The 16,957-nt window shown below is 57.0% G+C and carries 15 protein-coding genes and 1 pseudogene; 8 read left to right on the top strand and 8 right to left on the bottom strand.

Annotated elements, in window-relative coordinates:
* Positions 1-23: 23 nt before the first annotated feature.
* The 4 genes from HOP59_RS03520 (at position 24) to HOP59_RS03505 (ending at position 4,724) form a co-directional block, all read left to right on the top strand.
* Complete coding sequence (locus HOP59_RS03520; protein WP_234252826.1) at positions 24-1,529, top strand: aldehyde dehydrogenase; 1,506 nt, start codon at positions 24-26, stop codon at positions 1,527-1,529.
* Between the two features lie 226 nt (positions 1,530-1,755).
* Positions 1,756-2,784 carry a TRAP transporter substrate-binding protein DctP gene (gene dctP / locus HOP59_RS03515; RefSeq protein WP_234252825.1) on the top strand — a complete coding sequence of 343 codons (1,029 nt, stop codon included), beginning with the start codon at positions 1,756-1,758 and terminating at the stop codon, positions 2,782-2,784.
* Between the two features lie 80 nt (positions 2,785-2,864).
* Positions 2,865-3,371 carry a TRAP transporter small permease gene (locus HOP59_RS03510; RefSeq protein ID WP_234252824.1) on the top strand — a complete coding sequence of 169 codons (507 nt, stop codon included), beginning with the start codon at positions 2,865-2,867 and terminating at the stop codon, positions 3,369-3,371.
* Between the two features lie 54 nt (positions 3,372-3,425).
* Entirely contained in the window at positions 3,426-4,724 is a 1,299-nt protein-coding gene (locus HOP59_RS03505) for a TRAP transporter large permease (RefSeq protein WP_234252823.1), read from the top strand.
* 168 nt (positions 4,725-4,892) lie between these two features.
* Here the strand turns inward: HOP59_RS03505 and eno (HOP59_RS03500) are convergent.
* Both eno (HOP59_RS03500) and HOP59_RS23675 read right to left on the bottom strand, forming a co-directional pair.
* Positions 4,893-5,257, bottom strand: a pseudogene (eno, locus tag HOP59_RS03500) (phosphopyruvate hydratase); the annotation flags it as partial.
* Between the two features lie 229 nt (positions 5,258-5,486).
* The gene (locus HOP59_RS23675) at positions 5,487-5,687 is read right to left on the bottom strand and encodes a LysR family transcriptional regulator (RefSeq protein WP_422675866.1); all 201 of its coding nucleotides are present in this window, start codon (positions 5,685-5,687) and stop codon (positions 5,487-5,489) included.
* A 206-nt stretch (positions 5,688-5,893) separates the two neighbouring features.
* On the opposite strand from HOP59_RS23675, the gene ttdA reads away from it, so the two are divergent.
* The 4 genes from ttdA to HOP59_RS23670 all read left to right on the top strand — a co-directional run bounded on the left by ttdA (position 5,894) and on the right by HOP59_RS23670 (position 8,433).
* On the top strand, positions 5,894-6,793 hold the full coding sequence (gene ttdA / locus HOP59_RS03495; protein ID WP_234252822.1) for a L(+)-tartrate dehydratase subunit alpha: 900 nt from the start codon (positions 5,894-5,896) through the stop codon (positions 6,791-6,793).
* Positions 6,790-7,398 carry a L(+)-tartrate dehydratase subunit beta gene (gene ttdB, locus HOP59_RS03490; protein ID WP_234252821.1) on the top strand — a complete coding sequence of 203 codons (609 nt, stop codon included), beginning with the start codon at positions 6,790-6,792 and terminating at the stop codon, positions 7,396-7,398. Before ttdA ends, ttdB begins: the two co-directional genes overlap by 4 nt.
* A 226-nt stretch (positions 7,399-7,624) precedes the next feature.
* The gene (locus tag HOP59_RS03485) at positions 7,625-7,894 is read left to right on the top strand and encodes a DUF1153 domain-containing protein (RefSeq protein WP_234252820.1); all 270 of its coding nucleotides are present in this window, start codon (positions 7,625-7,627) and stop codon (positions 7,892-7,894) included.
* A gap of 356 nt (positions 7,895-8,250) precedes the next feature.
* Entirely contained in the window at positions 8,251-8,433 is a 183-nt protein-coding gene (locus HOP59_RS23670) for an integrase core domain-containing protein (protein ID WP_422676027.1), read from the top strand.
* Between the two features lie 23 nt (positions 8,434-8,456).
* On the opposite strand, the gene pyk is transcribed toward HOP59_RS23670, so the two are convergent.
* The 6 genes from pyk to HOP59_RS03455 form a co-directional block, all read right to left on the bottom strand.
* Positions 8,457-9,917, bottom strand: a complete 1,461-nt coding sequence (gene pyk / locus HOP59_RS03480) for a pyruvate kinase (protein WP_234252819.1) — start codon at positions 9,915-9,917, stop codon at positions 8,457-8,459.
* Positions 9,918-9,955: 38 nt separating this feature from the next.
* Positions 9,956-11,224: a phosphopyruvate hydratase gene (gene eno / locus HOP59_RS03475; RefSeq protein ID WP_234252818.1), complete on the bottom strand. Its 1,269-nt coding sequence runs from the start codon at positions 11,222-11,224 to the stop codon at positions 9,956-9,958.
* Between the two features lie 44 nt (positions 11,225-11,268).
* Positions 11,269-13,431 (bottom strand): TRAP transporter permease, encoded by a 2,163-nt coding sequence (locus HOP59_RS03470; RefSeq protein WP_234252817.1) that lies wholly within the window; start codon positions 13,429-13,431, stop codon positions 11,269-11,271.
* Between the two features lie 85 nt (positions 13,432-13,516).
* Entirely contained in the window at positions 13,517-14,491 is a 975-nt protein-coding gene (locus tag HOP59_RS03465) for a TAXI family TRAP transporter solute-binding subunit (RefSeq protein ID WP_234252816.1), read from the bottom strand.
* A 54-nt stretch (positions 14,492-14,545) separates the two neighbouring features.
* Positions 14,546-15,820 (bottom strand): glycerate kinase, encoded by a 1,275-nt coding sequence (locus tag HOP59_RS03460; protein WP_338073319.1) that lies wholly within the window; start codon positions 15,818-15,820, stop codon positions 14,546-14,548.
* A 32-nt stretch (positions 15,821-15,852) separates the two neighbouring features.
* Positions 15,853-16,914, bottom strand: a complete 1,062-nt coding sequence (locus HOP59_RS03455) for a tartrate dehydrogenase (protein ID WP_234252815.1) — start codon at positions 16,912-16,914, stop codon at positions 15,853-15,855.
* Positions 16,915-16,957: the final 43 nt, after the last annotated feature.

Genomic DNA, 16,957 nt, shown 5'->3' with positions numbered 1-16,957 from the left:
CTTTGAACAGGAGGAGAACAACAATGTCTAGGGCCCTTACTCCGGATAGCATCGCGCAACAGATCGAGCACCTCGAGTATCGTAATCTGGCCTTCATTGACGGCCAGTTCGTGCCGGCTCGGTCGGGCAAGACCTTCGATACCCTCAACCCTGCCACCGGTAAAGTTATCACCCAGTTGGCCGCGTGCGACGCCGAGGACGTGGATATCGCCGTCAAGGCCGCGCGCCGTGCCTTTGAAGCAGGTGTCTGGTCGAGGATGGCGCCCGCCGAGCGCAAGGCAATCATGCAGCGCTTCGCCGACCTCATCGAGGAAAACTGCCTGGAACTGGCAATCCTCGAAGCCATGGAGGCCGGCAAACCGATCAGCGAGTGCTTTAACGTCGATATCCCCGATACCGCCAATACCATCCGCTGGCACGCGGAGGCTATCGACAAGCTCAACGATGCCGTGACCCCTACCGACAGCGGCGTGCTCTCCCTCGTCACCCGCGAGCCGATCGGCGTGGTTGGTGCGGTGCTGCCGTGGAACTTCCCCGCCATGATGGTCGGCTGGAAACTGGGCCCCGCGCTGGCCACCGGTAACAGCGTGATCCTCAAACCCGCCAAGCTGACCTCGCTGAGCACCACACGCCTTGCCGAGCTGGCCTTCAAGGCGGGCGTACCTGCCGGGGTGCTCAACGTGCTGCCAGGCATGGGCTCAACGGCAGGCAAGGCCATCGGCATGCACCCCGATATCGATCTGGTGGGCTTTACCGGCTCCACCGAAGTGGGACGAATGTTCCTCGAGTACTCGGCGGCCAGTAACCTCAAGGAGGTATTGCTGGAGTGCGGAGGCAAGAATCCTCAGGTGGTGATGCCCGACGTCAGCGACCTCAAGACCGTGGCCAGCAACGTTTTGGCCGCCGCCTTCTGGAACATGGGCGAGAATTGCTCGGCAGGATCACGGCTCATCGTGCATCGTTCGATCAAGGACGCCCTACTCGAAGAAGTCCTGGCCCAGTTGGCAAGCGACTGGAAGCTGGGTGATCCGCTGGACCCCCAAGTCAATCTCGGTGCGCTGATCGAAGAATCCCATATGAAGAAGGTGCTTTCGTATATCGAAACGGCCAAGAACGAAGGGCTCACACTGCTCATCGGCGGCGAGCGGGTGCGCGAAGAGAGCGGTGGCTACTTCGTGCCGCCGACGATCTTCGATGATGCCATGCCTGAATCGACCATCGTCCGAGAGGAGATCTTCGGTCCGGTACTGGCGGTGATGACGTTCGACACCGAAGAAGAGGCCATCGCCCTCGCCAACGACACCTGCTATGGCCTGGCGGCATCGCTATGGAGCAATGACCTCAATACCGTCCACCGCATGTCAGCAGCGATTCGTGCTGGCACCGTCACCGTCAACTGCTTCGGTGAAGGTGATATCACCACACCCTTCGGCGGCTTCAAGCAGTCCGGTTTCGGTGGCCGCGACAAGTCTGTATATGCTCACGACCAGTACTGCGAACTCAAGACCACCTGGATTCAGCTGGGCTGAATTCACCTGCGGTGGGCGGTCTGACCGATCGACCGCCCAGGTCAATTGAGCCACGCCTAAAGGCCAGAGCACTGAGTTAGTACACGAATCCATTACAAGAAGTATTGGTTATCACCATGGAAAACTCATTTTTGTTAATTCCTTCGTGGTGGTAGCTTGAAAACACTCCCATGCCGATTTGGAAATGGGGAATCCCAACTACAATACTCTACACAGAGAGAATGTTATGAAAATTAAAACCACACAGGGCATGTTTGATAAGTCAGCCATTTCATCGATTGTTGTTGCATTAACTTTTTCTGTGGCTAGCGTGGCAAGTGCCGATAGTCTTCGGCTCACCATGGCAACAGAGTCAGGCGATAGAGACTCAACGCAGGGTCAAGCCATCAGTAGAATCTCAGAGCTCGTCGAAGAAAAGTCAGATGGACGAATCTCGATCAACGTCTTTTATCAAGATGAGATTGGTGGCCCCCAGGAACTCTTCGATCAGCTGGTCAGGGGAAATATCGACCTGATGCTGACTTGGCCTCATACCTCTTACGATGAACGACTTGGGGTATTGCATCTTCCCTATTTGAGCCTGGGGTGGGATGAAGCACTGGAGACCTATGGCCGAGATGGTTGGTTATCGGAAATCATTGGCCCCATTTTCTCGGATATTGGTCTTGAGTACCTCGGTCCCTTCCCGGAAGGCTTTGGTGGTATCGCCACTCGAAATACCTATGCTACCAACTACGAGGATGCCCGGGGTATCCGGGTTCGCTCTCAGCCAATTTTTCCTCTACCGCAAACTGTTCGAGCCATGGGGTTTCAGGCAGTTCCAATCGATTGGTCTGAAGTCTACACCTCCATTCAGACCGGTGTCGTCGATGGTGATTCAAGCAACGTAATCTTCTGGCCCTACACCTATTTTAATGATCTTCTTGATTATTACGTACACTCCCAGCACAACTTCTCCTTCTATGCCTTCCTGATGAATCAAGATGCCTGGAAGGCTCTCGACGATCAGGATCGTGCGATCATCTCAGAGGCCGTAGAAGTCATAGTCAACGAGCAGTTTGAAAGCGCCAGAGATGAAGATGATAAGTGGATTCAGAAAGCCCAAGAGGATGGTATGAAATATATCGTACCCTCCGACCAAGAGATGGCCGACTGGATCGAGCGGGTTCGTGATCAGGTTTGGCAGGAGGCTGAAAAGTCCCTTGGAGCGGATGTGATGGATGCGGTTCGTGCCAATGCCGCCGAGCCGCAGTAACTAGAACTACCCGTAGTGAGGAGTGGGGTGGTCCGGGGTAGAGGGGCCGCCCCACGATATTCATTTTTTGAGGCAATGTCATGAAAGCTCTCGTTGACTTATTCGCTTCCATCGACAACATGATCGCTTTGTTTATGAAGATCATCGTTACGGTGATGGGAGTATTCGTATCCTTCGCCATCGTGACTGGCATCGTCTCCCGCTCACTTCTGGGCATGCCGATTTTTGGACTCGAGGAATTGGTGCTGATGGCGGCCATGTGGCTGTACATGCTGGGTGCAGCACTGGCATCCCGGGAGCGCTCTCACCTTAGCGCCGACTTCATCCAGGCTTTCTGCAAAAACGAGACCATCAAAACTGTTTCAAGTTTCACTGCCACCACCCTCTCCCTCTTGTTGGCAGTACTATTCGTCGTGTGGAGCTACAGCCTGTTCTCCTGGGGTATCGAAAGAGGACAGCGCACGCCAGTGTTCGGCCTTCCACAATACATCTCTCAAGCCAGTCTCTTCGTTGCGAGCATTCTGCTTCTCATCTATGCACTGCGGGATTTTGCCAATGATGCTGCGCACTTATTCATCAAAAAATGAGCGAAGTGTCACGCTCTTTTCCTCACAGCTCAACAATGATAAAGGGAGGCTAGAATGGGGGCCTTGTTAGCAATAGCCGCCGTCGTCATACTGATGATGATGGGTGTGCCAGTGGTGTTCTCCTTCGCTGCCATGACGCTAGTGTTGTCGTTGGCATACGATGTCAACCTATCTTCATTGATGACTACCGGTTTTTGGTCTATCAATTCTGTCATATTGCTGGCGCTACCTCTGTTCATCATGACCGGGTATTTGATGCAGTCCGGAGGTATTGCTGCCAGACTGATACACTTTGCCGAGGCCATCGTTGGAAAGTCACGCAGCGGGATGGGTACCTCCATGGTGGTCTCTTGCGGCGTGTTTGGGGCCATTTCCGGTACTGCGTCGGCTGCCGTAGCGGCTATCGGTACCATCATGATTGGGCCAATGGAAAAACACGGCTACGCTCGTCCTTACTCCACGGCCCTGGTCGGAATCTCCTCACTGCTCGGCCTGCTGATTCCCCCCAGCATCACCATGATTCTCTATGCTGTCGTCACTCGCCAGTCCGTGGCGGCGGTCTTTCTGGCGACCATTGGCCCCGGCATCCTGCTGATGATTTTTCTCTGCGCCATCAACGCTATCAAGATGCGTAATAACCCAGACCAAAGGGGGGAGGTGTTTCCCATCACCGAGCGCTTCCGGCATATCGGCAGTACCGGGTGGAAGGCCCTGCCCGCCTTGATGCTACCGGTGATCATTTTGGGTGGTATTTATGGGGGTATCTTCACACCCACCGAGGCAGCCGCCGTTGCCGTTGTTTATGCGATTCCCGTTGGCCTTTTCGTCTATCGAGAGCTTGATTTTAAGTCAGTAGTACAGTGCTTCATCAAGGCTGCCACCACCACCGGCGTGATCATGATCATCCTGCTGTTCTCCTTCGTGGCCAGCCGCATCTTCACCATGGAGCGCGTGCCCCAGGAACTGACGGCGCTGTTGCTCGACACGGTTGGCAACGAGCTGCTGATCCTGCTGATGGTCAATGTCTTCCTGATTCTGATGGGGATGATCATGGATGACGTCAGCGTCGTTGCCATCCTGAGCCCGCTGTTGCTGCCGGTCATGGAAAGCATTGGCATCCACCCGGTGCACTTTGCCGCCATTGTTGGCACCAGCGTGGTCATCGGCTGCAACAGCCCACCCATGGCACCCATTCTCTTCATGAGCTGTCGTATCGGCCAAGTGGGGATGTCCCAGGTCCTACGCCCCGCCTTTAGCTTCATGCTGTGGGCCGCGCTGCCTGTGATGCTGATCACTACCTACTGGCCGTCGCTGTCGCTCTTTTTGCCGAGGCTGCTAGGATACGTTAATTGATCTGGCCCAATCAACTCGACCGTCCAGGAGAAGCTTTAGTTTGGCCTTGCCATTCATATAACGTGTGCTAATCCCCATTAAGATAAGGATGTATTGCTCAATTAGGCTTCAGCCAAGCAATAGCGCCCCTGATTTCTGAGACACGTGAGCTGGGTGTGGTGAATTAATCTAAAGCACGGTGGGATCTTCCAGCTCATTTTCGATAAACAGAAAACGGTTGTGCTTGGACACACGATCGGAGCGGCACAGCGAGCCGGTCTTGATCTGGCCAGGCGAGGTAACCACCACCAGATCGGAAATGGTGGTGTCCTCGGTCTCGCCGCTGCGGTGGGAGATCACCGCGGTGAAGCCGGCGTCCTGGCCCATCTTGATGAAGTCCAGCGTGTCAGAAAGGGGCCGATCTGGTTGAACTTGATCAGTATGGAGTTGCAGATCTGCTCGTCGATGCTGCGCTTGAGGATCTTGGGGTTGGTAATGAGAAAGTTCTCGCCGATCAGCTGCACCTTGTCGCCGAGCTTGTTGGTCAGCGCCATCGTGGCCGACAATAGCCAGTCCAGCTTCGTCAAGCAGGGCCTGGCCCAGGTTAAGCGCCCCTATGGCGCCATTGGTCATACCAGGGGAAGCTGCACAGCACCGAGAATGTAGCGCAGGGGATCTGGCCGCGCAGCCAGTACAAGTGAGCCCACATCAGCATGATGGCCGCTTGGTCTTCAACAGAGAGTGGCGATAGCAGCGGGTCAAGGCAACACCATACCGGATGGGTCAGGTGATGCACTTGGTTATGAGACCGCCACCGCTGTCGGGGCAGCTCTGATGGCCATTGACACACCGGGCATATTCAAGATAAATCTCACCTCCTTGCGTAAATGAAACGGGCCTGGTCGTCCGATTAACCAGCTTCACTCCCATCTTGTCTTCTATTTTAGCCAAGTGTTTGATAGCTGCAGAAAGAGATAGATCCAACTCCTGAGCCCCCGGACATGGAGCTTTCCAGCGCAAGACTTACAATAAACCGCACCGAATCGTAATTCGCCATTATTAACCTTGTCGACTAAGTGTTTTTACTTTTGGTGAACATTTAGTCAGCTTCCACATGCTAAGATCACCTGAAACCCCATCCGGTTACTTCATGAGGCGAGACCGGAACACTGTAAGAAGAGGATATAAGCATGGAGAAAGAAGCTGAAATTCAGTCTCTAACTGATACTCTTGCAAAATTCACGGCCTACATTGGAAAACGTCTCCCAACAGACGTGAAAAATAAACAGGCCGAATTGCGCGCCAAAGAAACAAATCCCATGGCGATTGAGATTTTCGACGTGATGGCCGAAAATCAGGATGCCGCAGACAAACTTGATCGGCCAAGCTGCCAAGACACGGGGGTGATCCAGTATTTCATTCAAGCTGGATCGTCATTTCCTCTGCTTGGTGAACTCGAATCAATTCTGGAAGGTGCGACTAGAGGAGCAACTGAAATCGGTCCTCTCCGGCACAATGCGGTCGAAGCGTTTGTTGAGAAAAACACGGGCACAAATACAGGTTCGAAGATCCCCTGGCTCGACTGGGAAATTCTTCCAGGAAAAGACTATGTGATTCTTGATGTTTACATGGCCGGTGGCGGATGCACGCTACCCGGAGCATCGACGGTGTTAATGCCAGGTCAAGGTTATGAAGGTGTGGCCGAGTTTGTTCTTGATGTAATGACTTCTCGAGGTTTGAACGCTTGCCCCCCTCTGCTTGTTGGCGTTGGTGTGTCGACATCCGCTGAGACGGCAGCTCGCTTGTCCAAGAAGGCGATTCTCAAACCAGTTACTGCGCGCAATACGAATGAACAGGCAGCGCTACTCGAAGAGCTGCTGGCAGAAGGCATTAATGACTTGGGCATTGGCCCGCAAGGTCTCACTGGCGACAACACCGTGATGGGAGTGAACATTGAATGGTCCGCTCGTCACCCCTCAACCATTGGTGTTGCCGTTTCAACTGGTTGCTGGGCTCACCGGCGAGGCCAAATCAAGATCAACGCAGACCTTTCCTATGAAATCATCTCTCATCAGGACGTAAAGCTATGAAAAAGGTATTAAAAACCCCTATTTCCGTTGAAGACCTGGAAGATCTCAAGGCGGGCGACATTGTTTACCTAGATGGAACGCTTGTCACCTGCAGGGATATGGCTCACCGGCGCTTAATTGAATATGGGCAGGAACTCCCAGTTGATCTTACCGGCGGCGCAATCTTTCATGCAGGTCCAATCGTTCGGGAAAAAGATGATGGAAGCTACGAAATGGTCTCAATTGGACCAACCACCAGTATGCGAATGGAAAAATTTGAGCGCGAATTCATAAAAAGGACAGGGGTGAGACTGATAATTGGCAAAGGTGGAATGGGATCGGAGACAGCGGCGGGTTGTCTGGAGAGCAAGGCTGTTCATGCGGTCTTTCCTGGAGGCTGTGCAGTTGTTGCCGCAACTAAGGTAGAAGCGATAGAAGGTGCTGAATGGAAAGATCTGGGTATGCCAGAGACACTGTGGATAAACCGGGTAAAAGACTTTGGCCCTCTAATCATCTCCATTGACACCCATGGAAACAATCTATTCGAAACAAACAAAAGAACTTACAACCAGCGAAAGTCCGCGGTACTAGAAAGAATCAGTGAACAAGTTAAATTCATAAAATAAGGTGATTTTAAATTTTCTTATATGTCAATTTTAACTTCCTGACGAGCCATATTAAAAAACAAAATCAATGATGGAATTTCGCATAAAAATAATAAAATCTTGGTCTTTCTGTGGTTCTCGTAGCCGCCTCAACTTCACTGTTTGCAGAAGACAAATCCGCATGGTCGAAGTGAAGTGCCCCCCTGCAGAGCTGCACAGGGTATAGTGCAGCCATCAGGGGAGCGCGATGAGCAACGACCCCACCCTCAAACGCTGGACCGCGAAGCGAACAGCCGCCGTGGTCTTGGAGATCTTCAAGGCCAAGACCACGGCGGCTGAAGCAGCTCGCCAGTATGACCTCACCGTCTCAGAGTTCGAGGGCGGGATCGAGGAGGCCCAGCGCAGCATGGAGAGCGGGTTTCGGGCCCGCCCCAAGGCATCCGCGAGAAGTATGAGTCAGAGCTTGGGTAAACCAAGGAGGAGCTGGGCGAGGCCTACAAGCAGAACGACGCATTAAAATACGTGGCGCCGCCTGCTCGACGAGGACGAGAACTCCTAAAGGCGTTGCCGTCGGAGCTTGCCCAGCTAGGCCATGCGGTATCACTCGCCAAGCTGTGCCATGGCAGGGGCTCTCCCGCTGGACGGTTCACTACCGTCTCAAGCCGCGAGGCCGTGTGATCAATAGCGATCTGGTCACTCGGGTGGAGTTGGCTCCTCTGGAGCGGTTACCCACCCACGGCTATCGCCACCTGGCGTGCAACCATAAATCGATCCAGCGCATCCTGCAGCTTAAACGCTGGCAGGTACGCAAGCGGCCCCTGGGTTTCGACCTCGCGCCCGGAGCCTGCCGCACTGCCCTGAGCGCCGGAGCAGATCGGGCTGGTAGAGTGCTCCTTCCGGCTCTTTAAGGAAGAATGCATCTGGCAGCATCGGTTCGAATCGCTGGGTCAAGCACGAGCGGTGATCAGCCGCTGGATCCGGCACTACAACGAAGAGCAGCCACATCAGTCCTTAGGCTATGTGGCACCTGGAGCACACCCGGCATTAACGGCATAGGGTGAGCAGAAACCAGAGGGTCATTACTCACTACACTTTATAACCATCATTAAGTTAGTCCCTCCATGAGCGTTCATAAGTTCTCCCCGCGTTAGAATTACATGATCTCCAGATTCCACGATTCTGTTCTCCAGCAGTATCTCTAGGGCACGCTCGTTGAGCTCGGTGGGTGCCATGTCGCGGGTATCGAAGGGCAGCGACACCACCCCACGGTAGAGCGCCATGCGCCGCTGCGCCACCGGGCTGTGGGCCAGCCCGACGATGGGCAGCCCCGAGCGGATCCGCGAGGCGATCAACGGCGTGTAGCCGGTAGCGGTCATGCAGGCGATGGCGGCCACGCCCGAGAGGTGGTTAGCGGCGTACATGGCGGAGAGCGCGATGGTCTCGTCGATGCGCGAGAAACCCTCGTGGATGCGGTGGCCGGAGGACTGGGCGACCTTCTCCCTCTCGGCGCCCAGGCAGACCCGGTCCATGGCCTCGATGGTCTCCACCGGGAAGCGCCCGGCGGCGGTCTCGGCCGACAGCATCACCGCGTCGGTGCCGTCGAGTACGGCGTTGGCCACGTCGAACACCTCGGCGCGGGTCGGCAGCGGCGATTCGATCATCGACTCCATCATCTGGGTCGCGGTGATCACCGCCCGGTTGAGCTGGCGGGCGCGCTTGATGATGCGCTTCTGGATGCCAATCAACTGGGCGTCGCCGATCTCCACGCCGAGATCGCCGCGCGCCACCATCACCGCCTCCGAGGCCTCGATGATGCCGTCCAGGGTGGCGGCGTCGGCCACGGCCTCGGCGCGCTCCAGCTTGGCCACCAGGCCGATCTCGCGACCGGCCTCGCCCAACAGCGCCCGCGCCTCGTGCATGTCCTCGGCCGAACGCGGGAAGGAGACGGCGAGATAGTCGACGCCGATGGCGATGGCGGTCTTCAGGTCGGCGCGGTCCTTGTCGGTGAGCGCCGGGGCCGAGAGGCCGCCGCCCTGCTTGTTGATGCCCTTGTTGTTGGAGAGCTTGCCGCCCACCACCACGCGGGTGTGGATCTCGCGGCCCTGGACCGCGGTGACGTCGAGCACCACCCTGCCGTCGTCGAGCAGCAACCGGTCGCCGGCGGCCACGTCGTCGATCAGGGCCTGGTAGTCGCAGCCGACGCGCGCCTGATCGCCCGCCTCGCCATCGAGCGCCATATCGAGGATAAAGGGTGCGCCCTCGGCCAGCGTCACCGCCCCCTCACGGAAGCGGGCGATGCGGATCTTGGGGCCCTGGAGGTCGCCGAGGGCGGCGACGCTGCGGCCCAGGCGGGAGGCCGCTTCGCGCACCGCCTCGAGGCGGCGGCGGTGGTCGTCCGGCGCACCGTGGGAGAAGTTTAGGCGCACGACATCGACGCCGGCCGCGATCATGGCCTCCAGCACACCCTCGCGGTCACTGGCCGGGCCCAGGGTGGCGACGATCTTGGTACGACGCACGGGCAATCGTGCAGAAATTTCCATAACAGATTCCTAAATAGATAATGCTCTAATTCCTAATTTCAAGAAATAAAGCCTTTTAGCTCTAGCTCATGCTCGATCACCAGCAGACGGTTGTACTTGGCCACGCGGTCGGAGCGGCACAGCGAACCGGTCTTGATTTGACCCGCCGAGGCGCCCACCGCCAGATCGGCAATGGTGGTGTCCTCGGTCTCACCGCTGCGATGGGAGATTACTGCGGTGAGGCCGGCGTCCTGGGCCATCTTGATGGCATCGAGCGTCTCGGAGAGGGAGCCGATCTGGTTGAACTTGATCAGGATGGAGTTGCCGATCTTCTCATCGATACCGCGCTTGAGGATCTTGATGTTGGTGACGAACAGGTCGTCGCCGACCAGCTGTACCTTGTCGCCGAGCTTGTCGGTCAGCGCCTTCCAGCCGTCCCAGTCGGACTCGTCCATGCCGTCTTCGATGGAGACGATGGGGTACTGGTCACACAGCTCGGCCAGGTAGTCGACGAAGCCATTGGCATCGAAGGCCTTACCCTCGCCGGAGAGATTGTACTGGCCGTCCTTGTAGAACTCGGAGGAGGCGCAGTCCAGCGCCAGGGTTACGTCGCGGCCGAGCTCATAGCCGGCATCGGCGACGGCCTGCTTGATCACGGCGAGCGCCTCGGCGTTGGACTCCAGGTTGGGTGCGAAGCCGCCTTCGTCGCCCACCGCGGTGGAAAGACCCTTGGCCGACAGCACTTTTTTCAGCGCATGGAAGATCTCGGCGCCGACCCGCAGGGCCTCGCGGAAGTTCGCGGCACCCACGGGCTGCACCATGAACTCCTGGATGTCGACGTTGTTGTCGGCATGCTCGCCGCCATTGAGGATGTTCATCATCGGCACCGGCATGCTGTACTGGCCCGGCTGGCCGTAGAGTTCGGCAATGTGGGCATACAGCGGCATGCCCTTGGCGTTGGCTGCCGCCTTGGCCGCCGCCAGCGACACGGCGAGGATGGCATTGGCGCCCAGCTTGGCCTTGTTGTCGGTGCCGTCGAGCTCGAGCATGGCATTGTCGAGACCGCGCTGGTCGCGGGCATCCATCCCGACGAGCCGCTCGCGGATGGCGCCGTTGACGGCTTCCACCGCCTTCAGCACGCCCTTGCCCAGGTAGCGCGACTTGTCGCCGTCGCGCAGCTCCAGGGCCTCGCGGGAGCCAGTGGAGGCACCGCTCGGCGCGCAGGCCACGCCCACAGCACCGCTCTCCAGACGCACCTCGGCCTGCACGGTGGGGTTGCCGCGGGAGTCGAGCACCTCGAGGGCGCAAATGTCGACGATCTTAGTCATTGGAGTCTCCCCTGTCGTATCGACAGACGGTTGGCAAACGGCGATCAAATCAAGGCCGTGGGCTTCGCCTTCAGCGCGACAGCCTGCCAGATGAACACCAGCCCGCCGATGCCGACGCCGAGCAGGTCGGTCATCCAGCCGCCCGCGATCATTGACAGTGCGGCGGCCAGCAGCATCACGCGCTGCACGAGGTTGACGCCGCCATTGAGGAACCAGCCCTGCACCGAGGCAGCCAGCAGGTAGATCCCGACACCCGCGGTGAGGGCCACGCGCAGGATCTGCATCCAGGTGCCGTCCATCAGCAGCGCCGGGCTGTAGAAGAACATGAAGGGCACGATGAATGCGGCCAGGCCGAACTTGAAGGAGGTCACGGCCGTCTTCAGCGGATCGGTTCCCGAGATGGCGGCGGCGGCATAGCCGGCCAGTGCCACCGGCGGGGTGATGGCCGAGAGCACCGCGTAGTAGAACACGAAGAAGTGCGCCACCAGCGGCGGAATGCCGATCTGCTGCAGGCCCGGTGCCACCACCGAGGCGGCTACCGCGTAGGCCGCCGTGGTGGGCATGCCCATGCCGAGCAGGATCGAGATACACATGGCGAAGAACAGCGCCAGCAGATGGCTGGCATCGGCGATGCCCAGCAGCATGGAGGCGAAGCGGGCACCGACGCCGGTCAGTGCGATGACGCCGACGATGATACCGGCACAGGCACACACCGCGATCAGCGGAATGGCCATGCGTGCGCCCAGCGAGAGGGCATTGAGCAGCGCCTTGGGGCCCATCCAGTGAGGCGTGAACCAGGACACCACGGCGGCGCTGACCATTGCCAGGGTACCGGCACGAATCACCGAGTAGCCCATGAACAGGGTGCCGATCAGGATGATGATGGGCAGGAACAGATAGACCTGCTTGACCATCTTGCGGAATACCGGCAGTTGATCCTTGGGCAGACCCTGCATGCCGCCGCGGCGGGCTTCCAGGTCCACCATCAGGTAGATGGAGAGGAAGTACAGGGCGGCCGGAATCAGTGCGGCAATGGCGATTTCGGTATAGGGGATGCCGGTGATCTCGGCCATGATGAAGGCGCCAGCGCCCATGATCGGCGGTACGATCTGGCCACCGGTGGATGCTGCGGCCTCGATGCCGCCGGCGCTACGCGGGTGGTAGCCAACCTTCTTCATCAGCGGAATGGTCAGCGAGCCGGTCGCCACCACGTTGCCGGCAGAAGTACCGTTGATCATGCCCATCAGGCCGGAAGCGAATACCGCCACCTTGGCCGGGCCGCCACGCGCGCGACCGGCGGCGGCGAAGGCGAAGTTGACGAAATAGTCACCCACGCGGGAGGCCTGCAGGAAGGCGGCGAAGGTGATGAACAGAATGATGTAGGTGGACGACACGGCAGTGGTCGGGCCGAGAATGCCGTTATCGGTGTAGAGATAGGTGAAGAAACGGGAGGCAGAGTAGCCACGGTGCTCGAGCAGACCCGGCAGATACGGGCCGGCAAAGGCGTAGACCAGGAACACCCCGGTAATGATGATCAGTGCCAGACCGGCCACGCGTCGCGTCAGCTCCATGATCAGCACCACGCCTACCGCAGCTACGATCAAGTCCGTTTGGCTGGCCATGGGCATCCCTGCCGACATGCGCCAACGATTGAGAACAAATAGCAAGTACGCTGCGACGACGATTGAGGCGACGATCAGTACCACGTCGGCCCAGTGGACGGAGCGGCTGGAACTGCGCGATACCCAGCTGCCGATAAGGGCGATGGCCGTGGCCATCGCCAGTGACCAGCTCAGGTGCACCATCACCCAGTCCGCGGGGGCCGTGCCCCGAGCATCGCGCAGAAACCAGGCGTAGAGGATACAGAAAGCGGCATAGGCGATGGCGGCCAAGGCGAGAATCATGACCAGCCGCTCGACGCGACCGAGTCGGATCTCGCCGGGACTGCGATCCAGGGTCATGGCGGCGGTGATGGCAAAACCGACGGCCAAGCCGCCGGCGACGTGAATGATCCGGAAGGCCCAGGTCTCGATGGGCGATACGTTGAGCGCATACAGGTGCATGGCGGTGAACAGCACGCAGGCGGCGAATACCGTCTGGCCGAGCAGGCCGGAGAGCACACGCTCGTTGTGGGCAATGGGAATATCGGCGACCCCTTCGGTGCCGAGCTTCGGTGTTGCCTCGTGGAGTTGGGTATCTTGGGTCATGCCAGATTACCTTGCAGATTGCGGTTGCCCGGTTGGGTCACCTGCCTGCGCGCCGACAAGCTTGTCGGCGCGCAGGCAGGGTGGATTAATCCCGAAGATCAGCGGGGATCTCGTAACCGTTTTCTTCAAACCAGCGAACCGCCCCGGGGTGCCAGGGGATGAAGGTGTTGTGCACGAAGTTCTCCGGCATAGTTTCGCGCGCAGAGCCATGTACCTGGATCATGCGCTCATAGTTCTCCATTACGGTCTTAGTTACTTCGTAGACCAAGGACTCCGGCATGTCCTTGTGGGTGATAGCAAAATTCCACAGTGAAACGGCGGATTCATCTTCATCCAGGCTGCTGTAGGCACTAGCGGGTATGGTTGCCGGACTCAGTTCAGGAAAGTCATCCAGAAATTGCGCCATCTCCTGCTCGGAGAAAGAGAAAATATTGACATCGACTTGCGCCTCAAGCTGACTAAACGCAGAAACCGGTATGCCAGCGGCAAAGGCGAAGGCATCTAGCAAGCCATCCTGAACCTGACTAGCCTGGTCGGCGGCGCCACCATTGCGAGTGCGCACCTCAAGGCCGAGTTTCTCGAAAAGCTGGGGGTAATACATGTCCCCCGTTCCGCCGGCAGGTCCCACGCCCACGGTCTTCCCATCGAGATCAGAAATCGATGAAATACCTGAACCCGACAGTGAGATTACTTGCAGGGCCGTTTGGTACATGGGGAATACGGCACGGATATCGGTGTGCTCGATGCCGGGCGCCAGCTCACTGTTACCCTGCCACGCCTCGTAGGCGGGCCCCATGGTAACCATGCCGAACTCATGCTCGCCCATTTGTACAAGTGTCACATTCTGGACAGGACCACCGGTAACCTCAGCACCAAAGGATGACCCTGTTGCTTCACTGGCCAGATTTCCCCAACCGGATCCATAGATATAATAGGTTGCTCCTTGGCTACCCGTACCGATGGTCAGGCTTCGCGGCCAGTTATCACGATCCGCTTCAGCAAAGGCACTGACGGCGACGCCACTGCAGAGTGCGACGACAGCAAGATTAGATAGTTTCATGTGCGTGCTCCAGTTAAGTTGTACTTATCTTTTCAAAAATACAGCTCATTCACTCTATGTGACGATTACAAATCCCTCCCCAAGTTTCGGAATGGACCTCATGTGACACATTGATGCCTCATGAAATAGCCTTGCCACCGACTCGCATCGGTCAATTAACAACTGACGGGTTTTGCCCAATGCTTCCTCTAGCCGCATCGGGCCATCCATCAGCGAGAACGCAGCGGTAACGCCATGCTCATATGAGGCGCGCCAGTCATATCCGAGCTGTCCCGCTATTACGATGACCGGCACGTTCAGCTTGCTTGCACACCGAGAAATTCCAATCGGCGTCTTTCCAGCTAGGCTTTGTCCATCCAGGCGGCCTTCACCTGTGATAACCAAGTCCGCATCATCAATAAGGTTCAAGAATCCGACTTGGCCCATTACCACATCAATGCCAGGTTTGAGTTCTGCATTGAGGATTGCCTTGGCCATATACCCAACGCCACCCGCTGCACCAGCCCCGGGGTATTCGCTGACATCATGCCCAACAGCATCATAAAGCTTGTCAGCAAACAGCCTTAATGCCGATTCGAGTTGATTAACATCGCCTAGAGAAGCCCCCTTTTGCGGGCCATAGATAGCACTAGCACCATTCTTCCCGATCAATGGATTATCGACATCGACTGCCGCAACAACTTCAAGGTTCTTTAATCGACCATCAAGCTGTGATATGTCGATCCTGTCAATTTGGGAAAAATTCCTTGGGCATGGGGGCAATTCATGACCATGCTTATCCACCAGCCGTCCACCTAGTGCGACTAAAAGCCCAGCTCCTGCATCATTGGTAGCACTGCCTCCCAACGTTAGGACTAAGGATGTTGCCCCTACTTTCAGGGACTCACTTATAAGTTGGCCAACACCATAGGTGCTACCATCCAGGATGGAGCGCTGATGGATATCCGTATACTGCAAGCCACAGACTTCAGCCAACTCCACATAGGCAGTGGCACTCTCACTATGCCACCCCCAGGCGGCACGCCTGGTACCACCATGGGCATCCGTCACATCCGTGTGGCGTACTTCAGCACCGGTAGAAGCAACCAGGGCAGCTAGCGTCCCTTCGCCACCATCTCCCATTGGGCACTGCAACAGCACTGCACTTGGCAATGCACGAGCGACTCCTTTCGCCATTGCGTCCGCTGCAGACTCAGCGGAAAGGGACCCTTTGTAGCTATCAGGAGCAATGACTATCTTCACTGTTGAAGCCCCCATGGTGAAATACAGCGAGGTTTTTATTTGGGTGACGCAATTTTCAATCGTTTTCCAAAGGGGATAGCCAGCCAACGGCGCTAGCCCCTTAGGAAATCGAACTCGAACTATTGTGCTTCGATATCAGAACAGATGGCTTGAGTCACATCCTCAGTCGTTGCGGTTCCGCCGAGGTCTCTTGTTTGGAGGCCAGAAGCAGTCAGTCTTTCAATGGCGGCCATCAAGCGTTCGGCTGCAACATTCTCGCCAAGATGCTCAAGCAACATGGCCGCAGTCCAGAAGGAGCCCACCGGGTTTGCAATCCCTTTACCAGCAATATCAAATGCTGAGCCGTGGATGGGTTCGAACATGGATGGGAAGTCGCCTTCGGGATTCAAGTTTGCGGTTGGAGCAATACCCAAGCTGCCTGAAAGTGCTGCCGCGAGATCGGACAGAATGTCGGCATGAAGGTTAGTCGCCACGATGACGTCAATCGTCTCAGGCTTCAGCACCATGCGGGTGGTGACGGCATCGACCAGCTCACGATCTATATCGACGTCTGGGAAATCCTTGGCAACTTCGAAGAAGACCTCATCCCAGAGCACCATGCCATGGCGCTGGGCATTAGACTTGGTCACCAGGGTCAGCTTCTTGCGAGGCCGGCTTTGGGCGAGTTCGAAGGCAAAACGATGAATACGCTCTATACCTTTCCTGGTGAATACGGACACCTCCGTGCCCACCTCATCGGGAAGCCCTTGATGCACCCGACCGCCGTTACCTGAGTACTCGCCCTCGCTATTTTCCCTAACGATGACCCAATCGATTTCATCGGCCCCTTTCAAGCGGCTATTGACACCCGGCAGCACTCGGGCCGGGCGAACATTGGCGTATTGATCGAAGCCCTGACAGATGGCGAGTCTGAGCTCCCAGAGGGAGACGTGATCAGGAACGTCTTGGCTACCCACGGCCCCAAAGTAGATAGCATCAAACTTTGACAGCTTTTCCAGACCACCTTTTGGAATATACTCACCTTTTTCGATATAACGCTGAGAACTCCAGTCGAAATCCTCGAACTCAAACTGAAAGTCTCCACTCTTATTCGCCAGGGCTGCCAAAACTTTCTTGCCGGCCTCAATCACTTCGAGACCAATTCCATCCCCGGGAATAACCGCAACACGGTGACTGCGCATACTCAACACTCCTGCAGATTGTTTAGCGACATCTCACTTCATG

Source organism: Billgrantia aerodenitrificans, assembly GCF_021404405.1.
Classification (GTDB): Bacteria; Pseudomonadota; Gammaproteobacteria; order Pseudomonadales; family Halomonadaceae; genus Halomonas; species Halomonas aerodenitrificans.
Note: the sequence above shows the minus strand (reverse complement) of the source record. Positions and strands in the feature narration are given on the sequence as shown.